This is a genomic window from Aquihabitans sp. G128 (genome assembly GCF_019048865.1).
In the GTDB taxonomy this organism is placed as follows: Bacteria; Actinomycetota; Acidimicrobiia; order Acidimicrobiales; family Iamiaceae; genus Aquihabitans.
In genome coordinates, this window is the sequence record NZ_CP077604.1 from 2,531,019 (window position 1) to 2,550,290 (window position 19,272).

13 protein-coding genes and 2 pseudogenes are annotated in these 19,272 nt (G+C 74.9%); 5 read left to right on the plus strand and 10 right to left on the minus strand.

Going from position 1 to position 19,272, the window contains the following annotated elements; all coding sequences use genetic code 11:
* Nucleotides 1-180 precede the first annotated feature (180 nt).
* Nucleotides 181-771, plus strand: a pseudogene (locus KSP35_RS25875) (acyltransferase family protein); the annotation flags it as partial.
* Nucleotides 772-877: 106 nt separating this feature from the next.
* Nucleotides 878-2,086 (plus strand): acyltransferase, encoded by a 1,209-nt coding sequence (locus KSP35_RS12040; protein ID WP_216995696.1) that lies wholly within the window; start codon nt 878-880, stop codon nt 2,084-2,086.
* Here KSP35_RS12040 and KSP35_RS12045 read toward each other — a convergent pair.
* Nucleotides 2,073-3,086, minus strand: a complete 1,014-nt coding sequence (locus KSP35_RS12045; RefSeq protein WP_216995698.1) for an alpha/beta fold hydrolase — start codon at nt 3,084-3,086, stop codon at nt 2,073-2,075. The genes KSP35_RS12040 and KSP35_RS12045 overlap by 14 nt on opposite strands.
* Before the next feature lie 145 nt (nt 3,087-3,231).
* Between KSP35_RS12045 and KSP35_RS12050 the strand changes: the two genes are divergently transcribed.
* Nucleotides 3,232-4,968 (plus strand): MFS transporter, encoded by a 1,737-nt coding sequence (locus tag KSP35_RS12050; RefSeq protein ID WP_216995700.1) that lies wholly within the window; start codon nt 3,232-3,234, stop codon nt 4,966-4,968.
* A gap of 347 nt (nt 4,969-5,315) precedes the next feature.
* On the opposite strand, the gene groL is transcribed toward KSP35_RS12050, so the two are convergent.
* The 9 genes and pseudogenes from groL to KSP35_RS12095 form a co-directional block, all read right to left on the minus strand.
* A complete protein-coding gene (groL, locus tag KSP35_RS12055) occupies nt 5,316-6,938 on the minus strand; it encodes a chaperonin GroEL (protein WP_216995702.1) in 1,623 nt (540 codons plus the stop codon).
* A 347-nt stretch (nt 6,939-7,285) separates the two neighbouring features.
* Nucleotides 7,286-7,567, minus strand: coding sequence for a ubiquitin-like small modifier protein 1 (locus tag KSP35_RS12060; RefSeq protein ID WP_216995704.1), 282 nt, complete (start codon nt 7,565-7,567; stop codon nt 7,286-7,288).
* 123 nt (nt 7,568-7,690) lie between these two features.
* Entirely contained in the window at nt 7,691-8,458 is a 768-nt protein-coding gene (locus KSP35_RS12065) for a hypothetical protein (protein ID WP_216995706.1), read from the minus strand.
* A gap of 52 nt (nt 8,459-8,510) precedes the next feature.
* A pseudogene (locus KSP35_RS25880) lies at nt 8,511-8,918 on the minus strand (glycosyltransferase); the annotation flags it as partial.
* Nucleotides 8,919-9,021: 103 nt separating this feature from the next.
* Nucleotides 9,022-9,306, minus strand: coding sequence for a DUF427 domain-containing protein (locus tag KSP35_RS12075; RefSeq protein WP_216995707.1), 285 nt, complete (start codon nt 9,304-9,306; stop codon nt 9,022-9,024).
* A gap of 320 nt (nt 9,307-9,626) precedes the next feature.
* Nucleotides 9,627-11,000: a glutamate decarboxylase gene (locus KSP35_RS12080; RefSeq protein WP_217002222.1), complete on the minus strand. Its 1,374-nt coding sequence runs from the start codon at nt 10,998-11,000 to the stop codon at nt 9,627-9,629.
* Nucleotides 11,001-11,088: 88 nt separating this feature from the next.
* Nucleotides 11,089-11,472, minus strand: coding sequence for an SIP domain-containing protein (locus tag KSP35_RS12085; protein ID WP_216995708.1), 384 nt, complete (start codon nt 11,470-11,472; stop codon nt 11,089-11,091).
* 8 nt (nt 11,473-11,480) lie between these two features.
* A complete protein-coding gene (locus KSP35_RS12090; RefSeq protein WP_216995709.1) occupies nt 11,481-11,933 on the minus strand; it encodes a GatB/YqeY domain-containing protein in 453 nt (150 codons plus the stop codon).
* A 64-nt stretch (nt 11,934-11,997) separates the two neighbouring features.
* On the minus strand, nt 11,998-12,975 hold the full coding sequence (locus KSP35_RS12095; RefSeq protein WP_216995710.1) for a DUF2332 domain-containing protein: 978 nt from the start codon (nt 12,973-12,975) through the stop codon (nt 11,998-12,000).
* Between the two features lie 727 nt (nt 12,976-13,702).
* Between KSP35_RS12095 and KSP35_RS12100 the strand changes: the two genes are divergently transcribed.
* Nucleotides 13,703-16,138: a DEAD/DEAH box helicase gene (locus KSP35_RS12100; protein ID WP_216995711.1), complete on the plus strand. Its 2,436-nt coding sequence runs from the start codon at nt 13,703-13,705 to the stop codon at nt 16,136-16,138.
* Nucleotides 16,138-17,367 carry an SWIM zinc finger family protein gene (locus KSP35_RS12105; protein ID WP_216995712.1) on the plus strand — a complete coding sequence of 410 codons (1,230 nt, stop codon included), beginning with the start codon at nt 16,138-16,140 and terminating at the stop codon, nt 17,365-17,367. The genes KSP35_RS12100 and KSP35_RS12105 overlap by 1 nt, the downstream gene beginning before the upstream one ends.
* Nucleotides 17,368-19,272: the final 1,905 nt, after the last annotated feature.

Consider the following 19,272-nt stretch of genomic DNA (forward strand, 5'->3'; position numbering starts at 1 on the left):
GAGTCGATCAACACCAACATCATGGCGGCGGGCGGCAACTGAGCGCCGGGGCGAGCGCGGTAGCGTTGCCGCCCGTTGTCCACGCTCGCCCCCACCGCCCCGGCGGCGCCCACCTCGCGGGTGCGGATCGCCCACCTCCCTGCCCTCGACGGGCTCCGGGGCGCCGCCGTCGCCGCCGTGGTGGCCTTCCACCTCGGCCTCACCACCGGCGGCTACCTCGGCGTGGACCTGTTCTTCACGCTCTCGGGGTTCCTCATCACCAGCCTCCTCGTGGCCGAGTGGCGGGCCCGGGGCCGGATCGACCTCAAGGTCTTCTGGGTGCGGCGGGCCCGCCGGCTGCTCCCCGCCCTGCTCCTCGTCCTGGTGGCGGTGGCCTGGGCCACGCAGCGGTGGGCCTCGAACACCACCTTCACCCAGGTCCACCACGACGGCCTGGCCACGCTGGCCTACGTCGCCAACTGGCGCTCGGTGGCCGCCGGCACCGACTACTGGGACCTCTTCGCCCGGCCCTCCCCGTTGGAGCACACCTGGAGCCTGGCCATCGAGGAGCAGTTCTACGTGCTCTGGCCGCTCGTCTCGGTGGGCCTCCTGCTGTGGTGGGGCGCCCGCCGCCGCCCGGCTGCGGGTGCGGGCGGCGCCGCCGTCGAACCGGGGCCGCTGAGCGACGCCGAGGTGAAGGCCGGCCTCGACCGCTACCTGGCGGTGACGCTCGGCCTGGCCGCCCTCTCCGCGGGCACCGCCCTCTGGCGCTACCACGGGCCGGCCGACGCCAACCGGGTCTACTTCGGCACCGACACCCGGGCCGCCGCCATCCTGTTCGGCGCCGCCTTCGCCATCGCCACCGCCCGCTTCGGCACGGTCACCGGCCGCCGGGCGCGTGGGGCTGGAGGTCGCCGCCCTCGCCGTCGCCGTGCCCCTCGGCTGGGCGTGGCTCCACCTCCCGGGCACCGACCCCCGGCTCTACCACGGTGGCCTCCTGCTCTGCGGGCTGGCCACCACCGTGGTCCTGGCCGCCGCCAGCCACCCCCAGCCCGGGCCCGTGGCCCGGATCCTGTCGTTCCCGCCGCTGCGGTGGCTGGGGCTCATCTCCTACGGCCTCTACCTGTGGCACTGGCCGGTGATCATCTTCTTCACCCCCGGCCGCACCGGCTGGTACGACGGCGGCCTGCTGGCCGCCCGGCTGGGCATCAGCCTGGCGCTGGCGATCACGTCCTACTGGGTGCTCGAGCGGCCGATCCGCCACGGCCTGGGCCGCGGGTGGCCCATCCGCCTGGCCACGCCGATCGCCATCGCCGTGGTCATCGCCGTGCTCGGGTGGGCGGCGCAGGGCGCGGTGGCCCCGGTGGGCACCGGGGCCCGGGTGCGCGGCACCATGCGCATCGCGACCGACCCCATCCCCCCGGTCGCCGCGGGCAAGCCCCGGCTCCTCACCGTCGGCGACTCCGGGGCCTGGACCATCCAGTACGCCATGGACGTGGTGGCGCCGGCCCGGGGCATCGACGAGGTCAACCGCGGCACGCCGGCCTGCGGGATCCTCCCCGGCGACGGCCGATCCAAGCGGGCCAACGGCGAGACCATCAAGGACCCCGACGGCTGCGGCGACTGGCCGCGGCGTTGGGCCTGGTACGTGAACCAGGTCCAGCCCACCGATGCCTTGATCTTCTCGGTGGCCCCGGGCGGCACCGCCCGTTGGGTCGACGGCGGGTGGCACAAGGACTGCGACCCCGTCTACGACCGCGCCGCCCGGGCCACCTACGAGCGCGCCATCCGCATCCTGTCGGCCAAGGGTGCCCACGTCGGGATCACCACCATCGGCTACCTGGAGAGCGAGTCCGACGCCGACGGCCGCTTCCCCGAGGTCGATTGCCGCAACGACTCCATCCGCGCCGCCGCTCGCGCCACCGGCGCCACCGTGGTGGACCTGGCCCGCTACACCTGCGGGGACAAGGGCCGGTGCCGCCAGACGGTCCGCACGCTCGACGGCGACGACGTCGAGCTGCGCCCGGACGGGCTGCACTACACCGGCCCGGCCGGCGTGGTGGTGGCCCGCTGGGCGCTCGACCGCTTGGGCCTCAGACGGCCGTAGCGGGCGCGGGGTCGGGCACGACCTCGAGGTGGCGCGGGGCCAGGCCCTCGTCACCGGCCGAGGCCGAGGGCCGGGGTCGGCCCTCCCGGAGCAGACGACGCCAGCGGTTCCGGTCGAAGCGGACCGGGTCGGTGCCGGCGATGAACGCGCCGAGCAGGTCGATGAACCGGTCGGGGTCGTGGTGGTGCGGGAAGTGGCCGGCCTCGTCGAACACCACCAGCTCGCTGCCGGGCATGGCGGCGTGGGCGATGTGGCCGTGGCCGACGGGGATGACCGCGTCGTGCGCGCCCCACACCAGCAGCACCGGCATGGCCTCGGTGAGGTAGCTGCGGTCGAGCATGGTCACCACCTGGCCGCGCCAGTCGACCACCGACCGGAGGGTGCGGCTGAAGGCGCCCCGGGTGGCCACGTCGGGCAGGGCGTCGAGCACCCGACCGAGCTCCTCGGCGTCACGGCCGATGTCGGTGCCGCTGCGGCGCAGGACCTCGATGCCCGCCATGGCGGCCAGCCGGGCCGGGGGCAGCCGGAGCAGGGGCAGGAACACGTCGGCGAGCGGCGTGGACGCCAGGCGCAGGAACGGGCTGACCTCCTTGGCCACGCCGCCGCTGGCCACCAAGGCCAGCCGCTCGACCCGGGTGGGGTGCTGGTAGGCGAGCTGGGCCGCCACGCCGCCGCCGAGCGAGTGGCCCACCACGGTCGCCTTGTCGATGCCGAGGACGTCGAGCAGGTCGCGCATGCCGTTGGCGTAGGCGGCGACGGAGTAGTCGGCCCGCGGCTTCGCCGACTCGCCGTGGCCGAGCAGGTCGGGGGCGATGACGGTGAAGTGCTCGGCCAGCGGCCGCATGAGCGGCACCCAGCTCGCCGAGCTGTCACCGATGCCGTGCAGCAGCAGGAGCGCCGGCCCGCGCCCGGCGATCCGGTAGGCCCGTTGGTGGCCGTGGATCTCGACGAAGCGGGTGGACGTGTCGATCGACAGCTCGTTGCGACGGCGCCGGGCCATGTGTGCTCCTGTCGGTTCCCCTGAACGTGGCCGAAACGCTATGCCACCGCCGTGTCCGGCCCTTCACCCGTCCGTGAACGCTGCGTCAACTGGCCGCCGGCGGCCGTAGCGTGCCGGAGACCCTCCTCGCCCACGAGAGCCCCGCATGGACGTCAGCGCACCGACCGATGACCGCACCGCCCCGGCGGCGTGGGACGCCGCCTCGGGCGAGCCCGACCCGCAGCGCTGGATCACCCTCGGCATCGTGATCATCGCCGTGGTGCTGATCGCCGTGGACATCTCGGTGCTCAACGTCTCGATCCCCACGATCCTGCGCGACCTCGACACCACCGTGCCGGCCCTGCAGTGGGTCATCACCGGGTACTCGCTCACCTTCGCCAGCCTGCTCATCATCGGCGGCCAGCTCGGTGACGTGTACGGCCACCGCCGCCTGTTCCTGATCGGCGTGACGCTGTTCGGCATCGGCTCGCTCATCGCCTCGCTGGCCCAGTCGGTGGGCGTGCTGATCCTGGGCGAGGCGGTGATCGAGGGCATGGGCGCGTCGCTGATGCTGCCGTCGACGCTGGCCATCCTCTCCACCACCTTCCAGGGCCGGGAGCGGGCGACGGCGTTCGCGGCGTGGGGCGCAACCACCGGCGCCGCGGTGGCGTTCGGCCCGGTGCTCGGCGGGTTCCTCACCACCAACTACTCGTGGCGGTGGTCGTTCCGCATCAACGTCGTGGTGGCCCCCGTCGCCGTGCTCGGCGCGCTGCTCTTCATGCGCAAGGGCGCCAAGGCCACGCGCCGCCCGGACCTCGACCTGCCCGGCGCCGCCATGATCGCCAGCGGCATGTTCCTGCTGGTGTTCTCGCTCAGCCAGGGCAGCGTCTACGGGTGGTTCGAGCCCATCAAGGCGTTCCACCTCGGCCCGTGGCTGCTCTGGCCCACCACCCGGCCACTGTCGATCACCGTGCTGACGCTGGTGGCGGCGGGGGTGATCCTCGCCTCGTTCGTCGTGGTCGAGCGGGCCATGGAGCGGCGCGGCACCCACCCGCTCTTCGAGTTCGGGCTGCTCCAGCACCGGTCGTTCCGCTACGGCCTGCTCACCGTGGTGATCCTGGCCATGGGCCAGCTCACCGTGCTGTTCGCCCTGCCGCTCTTCCTCCAGGAGTCCGAGCACCTCTCGGCGCAGGAGAACGGGCTGTGGCTGCTGCCGCTCGGGCTGGCGGTGATCGTCGGCGCCCAGATCGGCGGCCGCCTGACCCGGCGCATCAGCCCCACGGCGGTGGCCCGCCTGGGCCTGCTGTGCGAGAGCGCCGGCTCGATCCTGGTGGTCCTGTCGATCCGGCCAGGGCTCTCCTTCGCCAGCCTGCTCCCCGGCCTGGTGGTGTTCGGCGTGGGCATCGGCCTCGCCAGCTCGCAGCTCACCAACGTGATCCTCTCGGAGATCCCGGTGGCGAAGTCCGGCGTGGCCAGCGGCGCCAACTCCACCGCCCGCCAGATCGGCTCGGCGCTGGGCGGCGCGGTGATCGGCTCGCTGATCGCCGTGCGCACCACCAGCCACGCGGTCGCCGCCCTCAGGGCCGACCGCATCCTCTCGCCGGCCGTCCGGGACCGAGCCATCGGCGGCGTCCGCGCCGACGGCCCCAGCTTCTCCCCCGCCGAGGGCACCTCGAAGCTCGACGTCGCCCGCCTCGACTCGATCCTCAGCCACGCCCTCAGCGACGCCACCCGCACCGCCCTGCTCATGGGCACCGCCGTCGTCTTCGTCGGCGCCCTCCTCAGCTTCCTCATGCCGCGGGGCGAGCCGCTCCGAGCCAGCGAGTCCCAAGCCGAGACCCAAGCCGAGGCCTTCGAGTCCATCGACCCCATCGACAACGTTCCCGGAGCCGTCCTGGACTGAGTCGCCTCCGAGAAGGTGCCGAGCGATGGCGGGCCCCGATCGGAGCCGCCTCCCGCCAAGGTCGCACCCAGCGACCGAGCGGCGAGCAGCGGCGTTCGCCGAAGGCGAGAGGGCCCGAGCGGCCCGGGCGAAGCGCAGCGAGCCCGAGAGCGGAAAGGACAGCGAACGATCGCCGACCCTCCAGCGACGAAGGAGCCGCACGACGAGGCAGCCGAGCCCCAGCGAGGCCCGCCGGAGGCCGGTGCGCGGCGACCAGACCACACGCGACGAACCGCCACGGCCGGACCCAACCCGCGACGAAGGCCGGCCCCCAGGGCCGGCCTTCGTCATCTACGAGGGGTCAGACCTCAGTAGTCCTCCATGCCTCCGCCCATGCCGGCACCGGCGGCCGAGTCTTCCGGCTTGTCGGCGATGACGGCTTCGGTGGTGAGGAAGAGCGCCGCGATGCTGGCGGCGTTCTGGAGGGCGGAGCGGGTGACCTTGGCGGCGTCGGGGACCGACGGCAGGAGCTCGCCGTACTCGCCCGTGGCGGCGTTGTAGCCCTGGTTGCCGGTGAGCTCCTTGACCTTGGAGACCACCACGCCGCCTTCGACGCCGGCGTTGATGGCGATCTGCTTCAGGGGCTCCTCGACGGCGCGGGCCACGATGAGCGCACCGAGGGCGACGTCGCCCTCGAGGCCCTTGGCGGCCTCGAGCACGGCGGCCTGGGCCCGGATGAGGGCGGTGCCGCCGCCGGGGACGACGCCCTCTTCGATGGCGGCCTTGGCCGTGGAGACGGCGTCCTCGATGCGGTGCTTCTTCTCCTTGAGCTCCGTCTCGGTGGCGGCGCCGACCTTGAGGACGGCCACGCCGCCGGACAGCTTGGCGAGGCGCTCCTGGAGCTTCTCGCGGTCGTAGTCGGAGTCGGTGTTGTCGATCTCGGCCTTGATCTGGCTGACGCGACCCTTCACGTCGTCGGCGTTGCCGCCGCCCTCGACGATGGTGGTCTCGTCCTTGGTGATGATGATCTTCTTGGCCGTGCCGAGGAGGTCGAGCGTGGTGTTGTCGAGCTTGAGGCCGACGTCCTCGCTGATGACCTGGGCGCCGGTGAGGATGGCGATGTCCTGGAGCATGGCCTTGCGGCGCTCGCCGAAGCCGGGGGCCTTGACGGCCACCGAGCGGAACGTGCCGCGGATCTTGTTGACCACGAGGGTGGAGAGGGCCTCGCCGTCGATGTCCTCGGCCACGATCACGAGGGGCTTGCCGCCCTGCATGACCTTCTCGAGCACCGGCACGAGGTCGCGCACGGCGCTGATCTTCGAGGAGACGAGCAGCACGTAGGCGTCGTCGAGGACGGCCTCCATGCGCTCGGGGTCGGTGACGAAGTACGGCGAGATGTAGCCCTTGTCGAAGCGCATGCCCTCGACGAAGTCGGTCTCGATGCCGAAGGTGTTCGACTCCTCGACGGTGATGACGCCGTCCTTGCCGACCTTGTCCATCGCCTCGGCGATCTGCTCGCCGATCTCGTAGTCGTTGTTGGCGGAGATCGAGGCGACCTTGGCGATCTGGTCCTTGTCGTCGACGTCGACGGCCAAGGCCTTGATCGACGCCACGGCAGCCTCGACGCCGGCCTCGATGCCGCGCTTGAGGTCCATGGGGTTGGCGCCGGCGGCCACGTTCTTGAGGCCCTCGCGCACCAGGGCACGGGCCAGGACGGTGGCAGTGGTGGTGCCGTCACCGGCGACGTCGTCGGTCTTCTTGGCCACCTCCTTGACGAGCTCGGCGCCGATGCGCTCGTAGGGGTCCTCGAGCTCGATGTCCTTGGCGACGGAGACGCCGTCCTTGGTGATCGTGGGCGCTCCCCACTTCTTCTCGAGGACCACGTTGCGGCCCTTCGGGCCGAGGGTCACGGCGACAGCGTCGGCGAGCTGGTTCATGCCGGACTCGAGGGCTCGACGAGCCTGCTCGTCAAAGGCGATGATCTTGGGCATCCTTGGGTTCTCCCTGGAGACGGATGACGGGTGCGGTTAGCACTCTCACGAAGAGAGTGCTAACAGCAAACCACCTCAGCCGTTCGTTAGCAACCGCGGCCCGCGACTGCTAACCCGCCACGCCGCTGCGTGGCACGACGACCACGCTGCGCGCACGTAGGGCCGTTCGGCCCATCAACAGGCCGGCGGGCCGGGCCGATGGAGGGGGACCGTCGGATCGGCAACGACCGGCACGGCGCCACGGGTGCCGGTGGATCCGGGAGGGAGGCCACCGGCGCCCGGCGCCGCTCTGGGGGGAGCGCACCCGCCCGGCCCTGCAAGGGGCCGGGCGACCGTGCGCCCCAGGCTCAGCTGGCGCCGCCGGCGACGGCCGGGATGATCGAGACGGTGTCGCCGTCGGCCACCGGGGTGGCGAGGCCGTCGCGGAAGCGCACGTCGTCGTCGGCCACGTAGAGGTTCACGAACCGGCGCAGGCCGCCGTCGCCGTCGAGCAGGCGCTCCTTGAACCCGGGGTGGGCGCCCTCGAGCTGGTCCAGGACCTCGGAGACCGTGGTGCCGTCGACGGCGATCTCGGAGGCGCCGGCGGTGAGGGTGCGGAGGGTGGTGGGCACTCGGACGGTGACGCTCATGGGACTCGGACCTCGGGGAAACGACGACCCCCGGCGACCACCGGGGCACGGGGCAGCGTAGTGACGAGACCACCGCCCTCCACACCTCGGGCGACACGCCGCCCCGCACCCCGGACGGCGGCGCTAGCCAGATGCCGACCGGCCGGTTCGCACCCCGCGACCGAGCATCGAGGCGCGGCGTTCGCCGGAGGCGAGCGGGCCCGAGCGGCCCGGGACGACGCGAAGCGAGTCCCGAGAGCGGGAGGGAAGAGCGAACGATCGCCGACCCTCGAGCGACGAAGGAGCCGCACGACGAGGCAACCGAGCCCCAGGCGAGGTCCGCCGGAGGCCGGCGAGCAGCGGAGGGGTCGAGCGCGACCGAACGCTCAGGCAGGCCGGAGCGACGCGAGCGGGGGGGCGCTCGTGCATGGCGAGGGGCAGGGGGTCCTTGCCGGGTCGGCGGAGGGTGGCGGGGCCCGGGGGGCGGAGGCCGGCGCGGTCGAGGATGGCCTGGCTGACGGCGAGGGCCTGGGGGCCGAGCTCGTCGAGCGTGCGGTTGCGGTGGTGGCGGACGCCGAGGTCGACTTGGGCGAGGCCGCCGATGCCGACCGTCCGGAAGGCGTCGATCAGCAGGGCGACGTCGACGCCGTAGCCGACCACGAAGGGCAGCCGCTCGAGCAGGTCGCGCCGGCCGGCGTACTCGCCGCCGAGCGGCTGGGCGACGTCGGAGAGCTCGGGGAAGAACTGCGAGAGCAGCGGGCGGGCCAGCAGCTCGGTGACCCGGCCGCCGCCCACGCCGTCGGCCTCGGGGCGGTGGTAGTGGCCCTTCACGAACGACGTGCCGGGGTCGGTCAGCAGGGGGCCGAGGAGGCCGAGGATGAAGCCGGGGTCGAACTTCGAGAATGTCGGCATCGACCCAGACCACGAGGTCGCCGGTGGACTCGTGGACCGACTTCCAGAGCGCTTCGCCCTTGCCATGGCCCTCGCCGAAGTCGGCGAGCACGGCGCTGGCGTCGACCACGCGGGCGCCGGCGGCGGTGGCCACCGCCGCGGTGGCGTCGGTGGAGTGGTCGTCGACGACCACCACCTCGTCGACCAGCGGTGCGCCGTCGACCAGCGCCGCCCGGATGGCGGCCACCACCGAGCCGACGGTGGCCTCCTCGTTGCGGGCCGGCAGGCAGACCGAGATGGTCAGGCCCGTGCGGGCCTTGGCCGCCAGCAGGCTGGCCACCGTGAAGGCGCCGGCGGGGTACGACGCCAACCCCCGTCCGCTCATGGCCGCCATCGTCACGGGTTCGTCGAACGGGAGCAAGACGGCCACCTCCTCCGCGTCGGTCAGGGGGGCGGACCGTTCATCGAGGTGCAGGCTCATGCTGGGACGGTACGGAAGCGACGTGACGACGCGATTTCGCCGCCGTGAAGCGGTTCCAACGCCTACCTGTCGTCTCGCCGGCTGGCCGGTTGCCCGGGCCGGGTCAGGCGGTGACCTCGACGCCCTTCCAGAAGGCCACGCGGTCCTTGATCTCCGCGGCCGCCTCCTTCGGGGCCGGGTAGTACCAGGCGGCGCCACTGTTGACCTCGCCGTCGACCACGACGTCGTAGTAGCTGGCGGTGCCCTTCCAGGGGCACACCGTCGTGGTGTCGTTCGGGGCCAGCAGCTCCGCCTTCACCGAGTCGAGGGGGAAGTACTGGTTGCCCTCGACCACCACCGTGTCTTCGCTCTCCGCCACCACGGTCCCGTTCCACGTCGCTCGCGCCATCGTTTCGCTCCTCGATCGGTTGGTTTGCCTCGCTGGCTCCAACCCCTGGGCCGCGCAGGGTGTTCCCGCACAGAGGGCAGGGGCGGGGTGGCTCGCACCCAGCGCCAGAGCGGCGAGCCAGCGGCGTTCGCCGGAGGCGAAACGGGCCCGAGCGGCCCGGGCGAAGCGAAGCGAGCCCGAGAGCGGGAGGAAGAGCGAGCGATCGCCGACCCTCGCGCGACGAAGGAGCCGCACGACGAGGCAGCGGAGGCGCCAGCCGGAGCCCGCCGGAGGCCGGTGACCGGCAAGACGGTCGAACGCGACGCTCCAGGGAGCCAGCCCTAGTGGTGGAACCCCTCGTCGGCCGGCGTGGTGGACAGGACGGCGCTCGGGAGGACGCGGACCAGGTCCTCCACCAGGAGGTCGGCGAGGTCGTGGCCGAAGCCGTTGCGGACGACGATGCGCAGGACGGCGAGGTCTTCTCGGTCGGCGGGGAAGGTGTAGGCGGGGACCTGCCAGCCGCGCTGGCGGAGGGCGGCGGAGACGTCGAAGACCGTCAGGTCGTCGACGCCGTCGGCGATGCGGAAGGCGAAGACGGGGAGCTCGCTGCCGTCGGTCAGGAGGGTGAAGGGGCCCAGCTCGGCGATCCGCGACGCCAGCCGCACGGCGACGTCGCGGGCGTACTGCTGGACGCGGCGGTAGCCGTCGAAGCCCAGGCGGACGAACTGGTAGTACTGCGCCACCACCTGGGCGCCGGGGCGGGAGAAGTTGAGGGCGAAGGTGGGCATCTCGCCGCCGAGGTAGTTGACCTTGAACACCAGCTCCTCGGGGAGCGAGGCGGCGTCGCGCCAGACGATCCAGCCCACCCCGGGGTACACCAGGCCGTACTTGTGGCCCGAGGTGTTGATGGAGGCCACCCGGGGCAGCTGGAAGTCCCACGCCAGGTCGGGGTCGACGAAGGGGGCGATCATGGCGCCGGACGCGCCGTCGACGTGCACGGGCACGTCGACGCCCGACCGGTCGTGCAGATCGTCGAGGGCGGCGCAGATCTCGGCGACCGGTTCGTAGCTGCCGTCGAAGGTCGAGCCGAGGATGGCCACCACGCCGATCGTGTTCTCGTCGCACCGGGCGACCGCGCCCTCGGCGGTGAGGTGGAAGGTGTCGCCGTCCATGGGCACGAGGCGGGGCTCGACGTCCCAGTAGCGGGCGAACTTCTCCCAGCAGACCTGCACGTTGACGCCCATGACGATGTTGGGGCGGTCGGTGGGGAGGCCGGCGGCGCGGCGACGGGCCCGCCACCGGCGCAGCAGGGCGAGGCCGGCGAGCATGGCGGCCTCGCTCGACCCGGTGGTGGAGCAGCCGGTGGCCGCTTCGGCGTCGTCCGGATCGGCGCCCGGCGCGTGCCACAGGCGGGCCAGGATGTTGACGCAGCGAGCCTCGAGCGCCGCGGTCTGCGGGTACTCGTCCTTGTCGATCATGTTCTTGTCGGCGCACTCGGCCATGAGCCGCTGGGCCGCCGGCTCCATCCACGTGGTCACGAACGTGGCCAGGTTCAGGCGGGCGTTGCCGTCGAGCATGAGCTCGTCGTGCACCAGCTGGTAGGCGACCTCGGGGTCGAGGCCGCCGTCGGCGAGCTGGTTGCGGGGCACGCTCCCCCGCTGGTCCTCGCCGACGAACACCGGGTTGATCCCGATGCGGTCGGCGTCATCGCCCATGGGGGTCAGCGGCACGGTGGAACCTCCCGGCGACGGGCGGGCGCCCGCCGGCTCGGCGACCGTACCGGTGCGTCGGCTCCGGGGTCGGTCAGGCGGGGGCGGCGCCGTGGGCCGCCACGGCCACCTGGTGGGCGCCGAGGCCCCGTTCGCCCACGAGGTGCTCCCGGATGCGCTCGGCGACGGCGGGCGCCGCGGCCACCCAGATGCGACCGTCGCCGTGGGGCAGGTGCAGGCGCCGGACCTCGGCCTCCAGGGCGGCGCCCGCCGGGCCGGCCCCGCCCTCCAACCAGGTGGTGATGAGCCGGGCCGGCGACGTGAGGTCGACGCGCTCGGCGTCGGTGGCCACCTCGGCCACGACGTGGACCGTGCGCCCCGCCGGCAGCGTGGCCAGCACCGCCTCGACGGCCGCCAGCGCGGCGCCGTCGCCCACCACGACGAACCAGGGGGCATCGGGGTCGGGCTGGTAGGCCACGGTGGGGCTCAGCCGCCGGTCAGGCGGGCCTTGACCAAGGCCGAGACGGCCTTGCCGTCGGCCTGGCCGCCGACCTTGGCCATGGCGGCCTTCATGGCCAGGCCCATCTGCGACGGCTCGGAGAAGCCGCCCTCGGCGAGGGCGGCGTCGACCAGCGCGGCCAGGTCCTCGTCGGTGATCTTCGCCGGCAGGTAGCGGGCCAGGATGTCCCGCTCGGCGAGCTCCTTGGCGGCGCTCTCGGCCCGGCCGCCGTCGGCGAAGGCCTGGGCCGCCTCGTCGCGGCGCTTGGCCTCCTTGGCGATGATGGCGAGCACGTCGTCGTCGCTGAGCTCGCGGGACTCGTCGCCCGAGACCCGGGCCTCCTTGATGCCGGCGAGGGCCATGCGCAGCACCGAGGTGGCGAGCTGGTCGCGGGACTTCATGGCGGCGGTCAGGTCGGACTGGATCTGCTCGGCGAGCATCGGTGTTCTCCCACGTTCGTGTCGGACCACTGTGGCCCATGGCGGCGGCGCCCGACGCCTCGGTTCAGCGCCAGTGCAGCCACCGGCCGTGGGGGTCGGCCTGGGCCACGACCTCGGTGCCGCCCCGCACCACCTGGAAGTGGGTGCCCGTGCGCCCGGTCGGGGGCGGGGTGGCGGGGTCGGCGTCCGGCAGCACGCCGGGGGCCTCGCCCGCCAGCCAGACCACCTCGGGGCGGGCGGCCAGGACGTCGGCGAAGCGGCGGCGAGGCTCGGCCGGGAGGTAGTTGAGCACCGCGGTGTGGATCACCACCGGCGTGGCGCCTGCCGGCACCTCGTCGAGCAGCGGGCCCACCTCGTCGACGAGGTCCCCGGCCACGAGGCGGGGCGGATCGGCGGCGGCGATCGCCGCCGCGGCGAGCAGGCGCGCCCGACGGTCCTCGTGCTCGGGCCACACGCAGGCCTCAAGCCAGGCCAGGTGGTCCGGGTCGGTGACGTCGAGGGGGTTGAGGTCGATCCCGGCCCGCCACGCCACCTCCGGCACCCGCTCCGGGAACGGGACCGGGCCGGACGCCTCGACCTCCAGGCGCACCGTCGACGCCGGGCCGGCGGGCTCGTGCACCGTGGTGCCGCCGGGGCCGGAGCGGTAGGCGTAGGCGTAGCGATCCGGCTGCAGGCAGAGTCCCGCGGAGGCCCCGACCTCGACCAGCGCCAGCGGCTGGGGCAGCGCCGAGAGGAGCGGCAGCAGGGTGGCGCACCGGGCGACCTCGTTGGTCTGGGTGGATCGCTCGGCCATGGTGGCCGCCACCTGGTCCCACCCGTCGAGCACGAAGGCGCGGAACGCCGGCCAGGTGCCGACGGGGCCGCCGAGGAAGCGGACCGCGGCGAAGAGGAGGTTGGGCTGGCGCTTGGCGCCGGGCAGGGCGTCGAGCCGGCCGACCACCTCGGGGTCGTCGGCGACCGCCAGGGCGAGTCGCTCGTAGGTGGGCGAGGACCCCGCCGCCTCGTGCTCGCCGAACCACCGGTACCACTGCGCCGTGTCCACCTCCGGATGGTGCCACCCCGGGCCGGCGACGGCGACCGGATCGTGCGAGCCAGCAGGTCAGAACGTCGGAGGGGGTCGGTACCCTCGACACGATGTCCGACGTGCTGCGCCTCCTCTCCCAGCCGGGGGTGGAGACCACGTTCGTGCCGGGGACGCTGGCCCGCGACGGCCGCTTGGCGGTGTGGCGGGCCGTGGACGCGATCCGGGGCGACGGCGGTGGCCGGGCCGAGGACGGCGAGCTCGAGCGGGCCGCCCTGCTGCCGCCCGGCGACGCGGTGGCCGCCGCTCGGCTGGCCCGCCACCTCGAGGCGGCCGGCCGCCCGACCACCGACCTCGGCGCGGACCGGCCGGAGCGGTTGGAGGTGGTCGTGCCGGTGGGCGAGGCGCTGCGACGGCGCGCCGTCGATGCCACGTGGGTGCCGGTCGCCGAGGCCGTCGACGCCCTCGTCGACCTGCACGCCGCCGCACCGTCGGCCCGCTCCACCCATGCGTGGGCCCACGCCGCTCGGGCGGCGCTCCAGCTGGTGGCCCGAGGGCGGATCCTGCCGACGGCCGACGCCGACGGCACCGACGTCTGGCGGGTGGGCCCGCTCGACGCCGCCGACGTGGCGCACTGGCGGGCGCTGGCCGAGGCCCTCCCGCCCCACGCCCACGCCACCGAGGTCCCCGGCTCGGCGCCGCGCCGCGTGGCCTCGCCCCCTGGCTGCTGGCCCGCTTCCGCGACGCGGTGGCCGACGCCTACGTGCGCACGGCGGCGGCCCCGGACGCCGCCGGCCACGCCGCCTTCGCCTCCCGCGAGCGGGTGGCCGTCGCCGGGTCGGCCACCTGGCTCACCGCGGCGGCCACGGCCACCACGACCGAGGTCGCCATCGCCCTCCGCGTCGACGTGGGCGCCGACGCCGGCACCGACGAGGGCGCGGGCGAGGTCGAGCCGCACGCCGCCGACGAGCCGGCAGGCACCGACGAGCTGGCGGCCGCCCTCGCCGAGACCGAGCCGGCGACGGTGCCCCGCTCGCTGGTCGCCGCCACCGACGAGCAGGCCGCCGACGCGACCGGGGGCGGCGACTTCCGCGCCGTGCTGCAGATCAGCAGCCGGCGGGACCCCAGCCTCGTGCTGGACGCCGCCGAGCTCTGGGCCGCGCCCGAGGCGGTGGCCGCCCGGTTCGGGCCGGCGGTCGAGGACGAGGTCCTGCTCGCGCTGCGCCGGGGCGCCCGCGTGTGGGCGCCCATCGGCCGGCTGCTGGCCGAGGCCCGACCCGATGCCCTCGCCCTCGGCGCGGCCGAGATCGACGAGCTCCTCGGCCCGCTGGCCGACGACCTGGCCGGCAGCGGCATCGACGTGCTCTGGCCCGCCGGGCTACTGGCGCCGGTGAAGGTCTCCCCCACCGTCACCAGCACCGCGCCCACCGCCGACCGCGCCGCCGGGCTGGGCTTCGACGGGCTCTGCGAGCTGCGCTGGACCGCCACCGTCGACGGCGAGCAGCTCACCGACGACGAGCTGCACGAGCTGGCCACGGCCAAGCGGGCGGTCATCCGCCTGCGGGGCCGATGGGTCCGGGCCGATCCGGAGCGCCTGGCCCGACTGCAGACGCGGCGCAAGGTGTCCGCCGGCAGCGCCCTCGCCGCCGCCCTGGGCGGGGACCTGCAGGTCGACGGCGAGACCATCGAGGCCGCCGTCGAGGGCCCCATCGCCGATCTCGCCCGCCGCCTGCGCGAGGCCGAGGAGCAGCGCGACGTCGAGCCGCCGGCGGACCTGCACGCCGAGCTGCGGCCCTACCAGCGCCAGGGCGTGTCGTGGCTGGCCAACATGGCCGAGATCGGCTTCGGCGGGGTGCTGGCCGACGACATGGGCCTGGGCAAGACCGTCCAGCTGCTCGCCCTGCACCTGCTCCGGCGCCCCACCGGCAAGCCCACGCTGGTGGTCTGCCCGGTGTCGGTGGTGGCCAACTGGTCCCGGGAGGCCGCCCGCTTCGCCCCGTCGGTCCCCGTCCTGCGCTTCCACGGCACCACCCGCAACCTCGACGACGTCCCGCCGGACGCCATCGTGGTCACCACCTACGGCGTGGTCCGCCGCCAGGCCGAGCAGCTGGCCCAGGTGTCGTGGGGGCTGGTCGCCGCCGACGAGGCCCAGAACATCAAGAACCCCATGTCCCGCACGGCTCGGTCCATCCGGCTGATCCCGGCCGACGCCCGCTTCGCCCTCACCGGCACGCCGGTCGAGAACCGCCTGGTCGACCTGTGGGCGCTGCTCGACTGGACCACGCCCGGCCTGCTCGGGCCGCTGGAGCGCTTCCGCCACGAGGTCGCCATCCCGGTCGAGCGCGACCAGGACCCGGAGGCGGCGGCCTCGCTGGCCCGCCTCGTGCGGCCCTTCGTGCTGCGCCGCCGCAAGATCGACCCGGGCATCGCGCCGGAGCTGCCGCCGAAGACCGAGACCGACCGGGTGGTGGCGCTCACCGCCGAGCAGGCCACGCTCTACGCCGCCATGGTCGAGGAGGTCATGGACCAGGTCGAGAACGCCGAGGGCATGGCCCGCCGCGGCCTGGTGCTGAAGCTGCTCAGCGGGCTCAAGCAGATCTGCAACCACCCGGCCCAGTTCCTGCACCAGCCCGGTCCGCTGGCGGGCCGCTCCGGCAAGCTCGACGCGGTGACCGAGCTGATCGACACCATCGTCACCGAGGGCGAGTCGGTCCTCGTCTTCACCCAGTTCGTGACGATGGGCCACCTGCTGCAGCGCCACCTCTCGGCCGACGATCGGCCGGTCGAGTTCCTGCACGGCTCGGTGCCGCTGGGCAAGCGCCAGGAGATGGTCGACCGGCTGCAGTCCGGCGAGACGCCCGTGCTGGTGATCTCGGTGAAGGCCGGCGGCACCGGCCTCAACCTCACCCGGGCCACCCACGTCGTCCACTTCGACCGCTGGTGGAACCCCGCCGTCGAGGACCAGGCCAGCGACCGGGCGTGGCGCATCGGCCAGGACCGGCCGGTGCAGGTCCACCGGATGATCTGCGAGGGCACCGTCGAGGACCGCATCGCCCAGATGCTCACCGCCAAGCGGCACCTGGCCGACTCCGTGGTCACCACCGGCGAGGGCTGGGTCGGCGAGCTGGGCGACGACGACCTCCGGGCCCTCGTGGCCCTCGGCGCGGACGACGGGTGGTCGTGATGGCCGAGCAGTTCGGGCACACGTGGTGGGGCCGGGCGTGGGTCGACGCCCTGGAGAAGGGCGCATCGCTCGACCCCAACCGGCTGCCCCGCGGCCGCACCTACGCCCGCCAGGACCGCGTCACCAGCCTGAGCCTGGAGCCTGGGATGGTGACCGCCTCGGTCCACGGCAGCCGGCGGCTCAACTACCGCACCCACATCGCGGTGCGGACCTACGGCGACGACGAGTGGGCCAAGGTCGTGGCCACCATCGCCAGCCGCGCCGCCCACACCGCCGCGCTGCTCGAAGGCGACCTCGAGCCGGGGGTGGTCGACGACGCCCGGGAGGCCGGCGTCGAGCTGCTCCCCGCTCGGCGCGACCTCAAGCCCCGCTGCTCGTGCCCGGACGACGCCGCCACCTGCAAGCACGCCGCGGCGGTGGCCTACCTGGTGGCCGAGGTCCTCGACGACGACCCGTTCCAGCTCTTCGCCCTGCGGGGCCGCAGCAAGGAGGCGCTGCTCGCCGAGCTGCGCGCCTTCCGCCGGCGCCCGGGCGCCGACGGCCGTCCGGCCCGAGACGACGGGCTCGACCCCGATGCCGAGGCGCTCGCCGCCCTGGTGGCGTCGGGCCCACAGGGCGCCGGCGCCGACACGGGCGAGCTGGCCCGCGAGGCGTGGGGCCGCGAGCGGCCCCCGATGCCGCCGCTGCCCGACCTCGCCGCCCGCCCGGGCAGCCCGGCCGCCTGGCCGTCGGACCCGCCCGCCGGCGCCCCCTTCGACACCCCGGGCCTCCTGGTGCTGGCCACCGACGCCGCCCAACGGGCCTGGGCCCAGCTGCGGGGCGACGGGGCCAGCGGCCTCGCCCTCCCCCGCGACGCCGACCAGGCCCGCCGGGGCGCCCAACGCCTCGACGGCGCGCCCGCAGGAGCCGACGGCTCGCGGCCCCGCGGCGACCTCACGCACCGAGCGCTGGCGTGGCGCCACGGCGGCGAGGCCGGCCTGGCCATGCTCGACGAGGCCGCCTGGCGCCCGCCGCTCGCCACCATGGCGGCCGCCCGCGCCGCGGTCGAGGAGGCCGGCGTGTCGTCGTCGGTGGTCACCGTCAACAACAACCGCATCACCGGGCCGGGGTTCCAGCTCCGCCTGTCCCGGGCCGGGGCGTGGTGGCGCTTCGAGAAGCACAAGGGTCGGTGGGAGGTGGCGGCCCCGCCCGCCGAGTCGCCCGACGACCTGCTGGCGCCGGCCTCCTGATCGCGCTCGGGCTCGGCCTCAGCCGCAGGCGGCGGTGGCGAACCAGCGGGTCAGCACGGCGCGTCTTCTCGTCGAGCATCACCGGGGTGAGCATCGGCTCGACGAGGTGGCGCCGCCAGGTCACCGACGTGCCGTCGAGCGTGAAGGGCCGGTCCACCCAGCCGGGCTGGACGGTGCCGAAGCAGAGCACGCTGCGCGCCTCGAGCTCCGCGAACGGCGAGTCGACGAGCGCCCCGGCCACCACGGCGGTCTGGCGCTGCGCCTCGGCCAGCAGGTCCGAGCGGTCGTCGCCGCCCACGTAGAGGCGCTGGTCGGCGTTGAACCAGTCGCCGAGGTCGCGACGCTCCAGCGCGCCGGGGAGCACCTCGACGGCGTGGACCACCCACACCCCGTTGGCCGAGATCACGAGGTGGTCGACCAGGGTCGCCTCGGGGCCGAACCGGTGGCCGTGGAGGACCTCGACGCCGTGGACGCGCGCCCCTTCGAGCGTCTGGCCGATGCGCCCCTCGCCCATGTCGCCGCGGTCGAGCACCTCGGCGGCGTCGGCGTCGTCGTCGATCGTCAGCAGCAGGCCCGAGTGCACCGGGGCCGGGGCGACGGGCTCGACCGCCGGTCCCACCGCGCCCACCGCGCCGAGCAGCTCGTGGTGGTGCTGGGGCAGCACGGTCTCCGGCGGCACGTACCGACGCATGGCCGGCAGGACGTGGGTCCCCCGACCGGCGGGCGAGGTGTCCCAGAACACCGGGGTGGCCGCGCCCACCGACACGACCTCGTCGTCGAGGCCGAGCACCGGCGAGACCACGCGGGGGGTGAGCTTGGCCTTGGCCCGGGCCCCGGACGGCACCGGGGCGATCGGCGCCGAAGGCGCCACGGGCGACGCGGTGGCCGGCGCAGGAGCGGGCGTGGCGTCGGCGGGGGCCGCCTCGGGACCGGGCGCGGCGTCCTCCCACGGGACGATGGTCGGCGTCGGCGGTGCGGTGGGGACGTCGTCGTCGTGGGGCTCGGGCGGGTCACCCCACTCGGGCTCCTCGTCGATCGGGTCCGATTCGACCGCCTCGATCTCGGGCGCCTGCGCGTCGGGTGCTTCGGGCTCGGGCTCGGGCTCGGGCTCGGGCTCGGGAGCGGCGGCCCCGGCGGCCCGGGACGCGGCCAGCAGCATGGCCGGGATGGACTGCGGCTCCTCCGACCCGCCGCCGAAGACGGCCGAGAGGTGCGCGGGCGCCGACGGGTCGACCTCGGACGGGCCGGTCGTCCGCACGACCGGGGGTGCGGCCGGCGCCGGGGGTGCCGCGGGCTCGGGCGCCGTCGGCGCCGGGATCGGGGCCGGTGCGGCGGCGGCGGGCGCGGGGGTCGGTGCCTTGGCCGATCCGAAGCGGGCCCGTCGCCGCGCCGGCGCCGGGGGTGCCGCCTCGGGCTCGGCCTCGGTCTCGGCCACGGCCACGGCGGCGACGACCCCGGGCTGCGCGGGGCCGCCGCGCTTCTTGCGCGAGCGGCCGGCTCGCCGCCCGGCCGGCTCGGCCTCGGCAGGCACCCCGGGCGCAGCAGCGGCCGGGGCGGCGGGAGCGGCCTCAGGGACGGGCGCGGCCTCGGGGGCCGGGGTCGGTGCCGGGGCCGCGACGGTCCGCCGCTGGGCGGCGGGCGGCGGGGTGCGCTCGGCCCGGGGCGCGGGCGGCGCAGGGGCGGGAGGCGGCCGGGTGTCGAGCCTTGGGCCCGGCGGGGGCGACGGCGGGGCCGGGGCCGGGGGCGGTGGCGGTGTGGAGGCGGCCGCCCCGGTCGGGGTCGGCGCCGGGGGCTGCTCGAAGCGGTGGCAGGTCAGGCAGGTGGCTTCGCCGGTCTCGTCGTCCAGCCACGCCTCGGTCCGGGGCGGCAGCTTGCTCCCGCAGCTGCGGCACGAGGCCCGAGCGC

Bases quoted from the DNA above. Each gene is read 5' to 3' on its own strand.
- groL (WP_216995702.1), bottom strand. From the start codon at position 6,938: ATGCCCAAGATCATCGCCTTTGACGAGCAGGCTCGTCGAGCCCTCGAG.
- KSP35_RS12090 (WP_216995709.1), bottom strand. From the start codon at position 11,933: ATGCTCGCCGAGCAGATCCAGTCCGACCTGACCGCCGCCATGAAGTCC.
- KSP35_RS12065 (WP_216995706.1), bottom strand. From the start codon at position 8,458: ATGCCGACATTCTCGAAGTTCGACCCCGGCTTCATCCTCGGCCTCCTC.
- KSP35_RS12075 (WP_216995707.1), bottom strand. From the start codon at position 9,306: ATGGCGCGAGCGACGTGGAACGGGACCGTGGTGGCGGAGAGCGAAGAC.
- KSP35_RS12050 (WP_216995700.1), top strand. From the start codon at position 3,232: ATGGACGTCAGCGCACCGACCGATGACCGCACCGCCCCGGCGGCGTGG.
- KSP35_RS12045 (WP_216995698.1), bottom strand. From the start codon at position 3,086: ATGGCCCGGCGCCGTCGCAACGAGCTGTCGATCGACACGTCCACCCGC.
- KSP35_RS12080 (WP_217002222.1), bottom strand. From the start codon at position 11,000: ATGGGCGATGACGCCGACCGCATCGGGATCAACCCGGTGTTCGTCGGC.
- KSP35_RS12105 (WP_216995712.1), top strand. From the start codon at position 16,138: ATGGCCGAGCAGTTCGGGCACACGTGGTGGGGCCGGGCGTGGGTCGAC.
- KSP35_RS12060 (WP_216995704.1), bottom strand. From the start codon at position 7,567: ATGAGCGTCACCGTCCGAGTGCCCACCACCCTCCGCACCCTCACCGCC.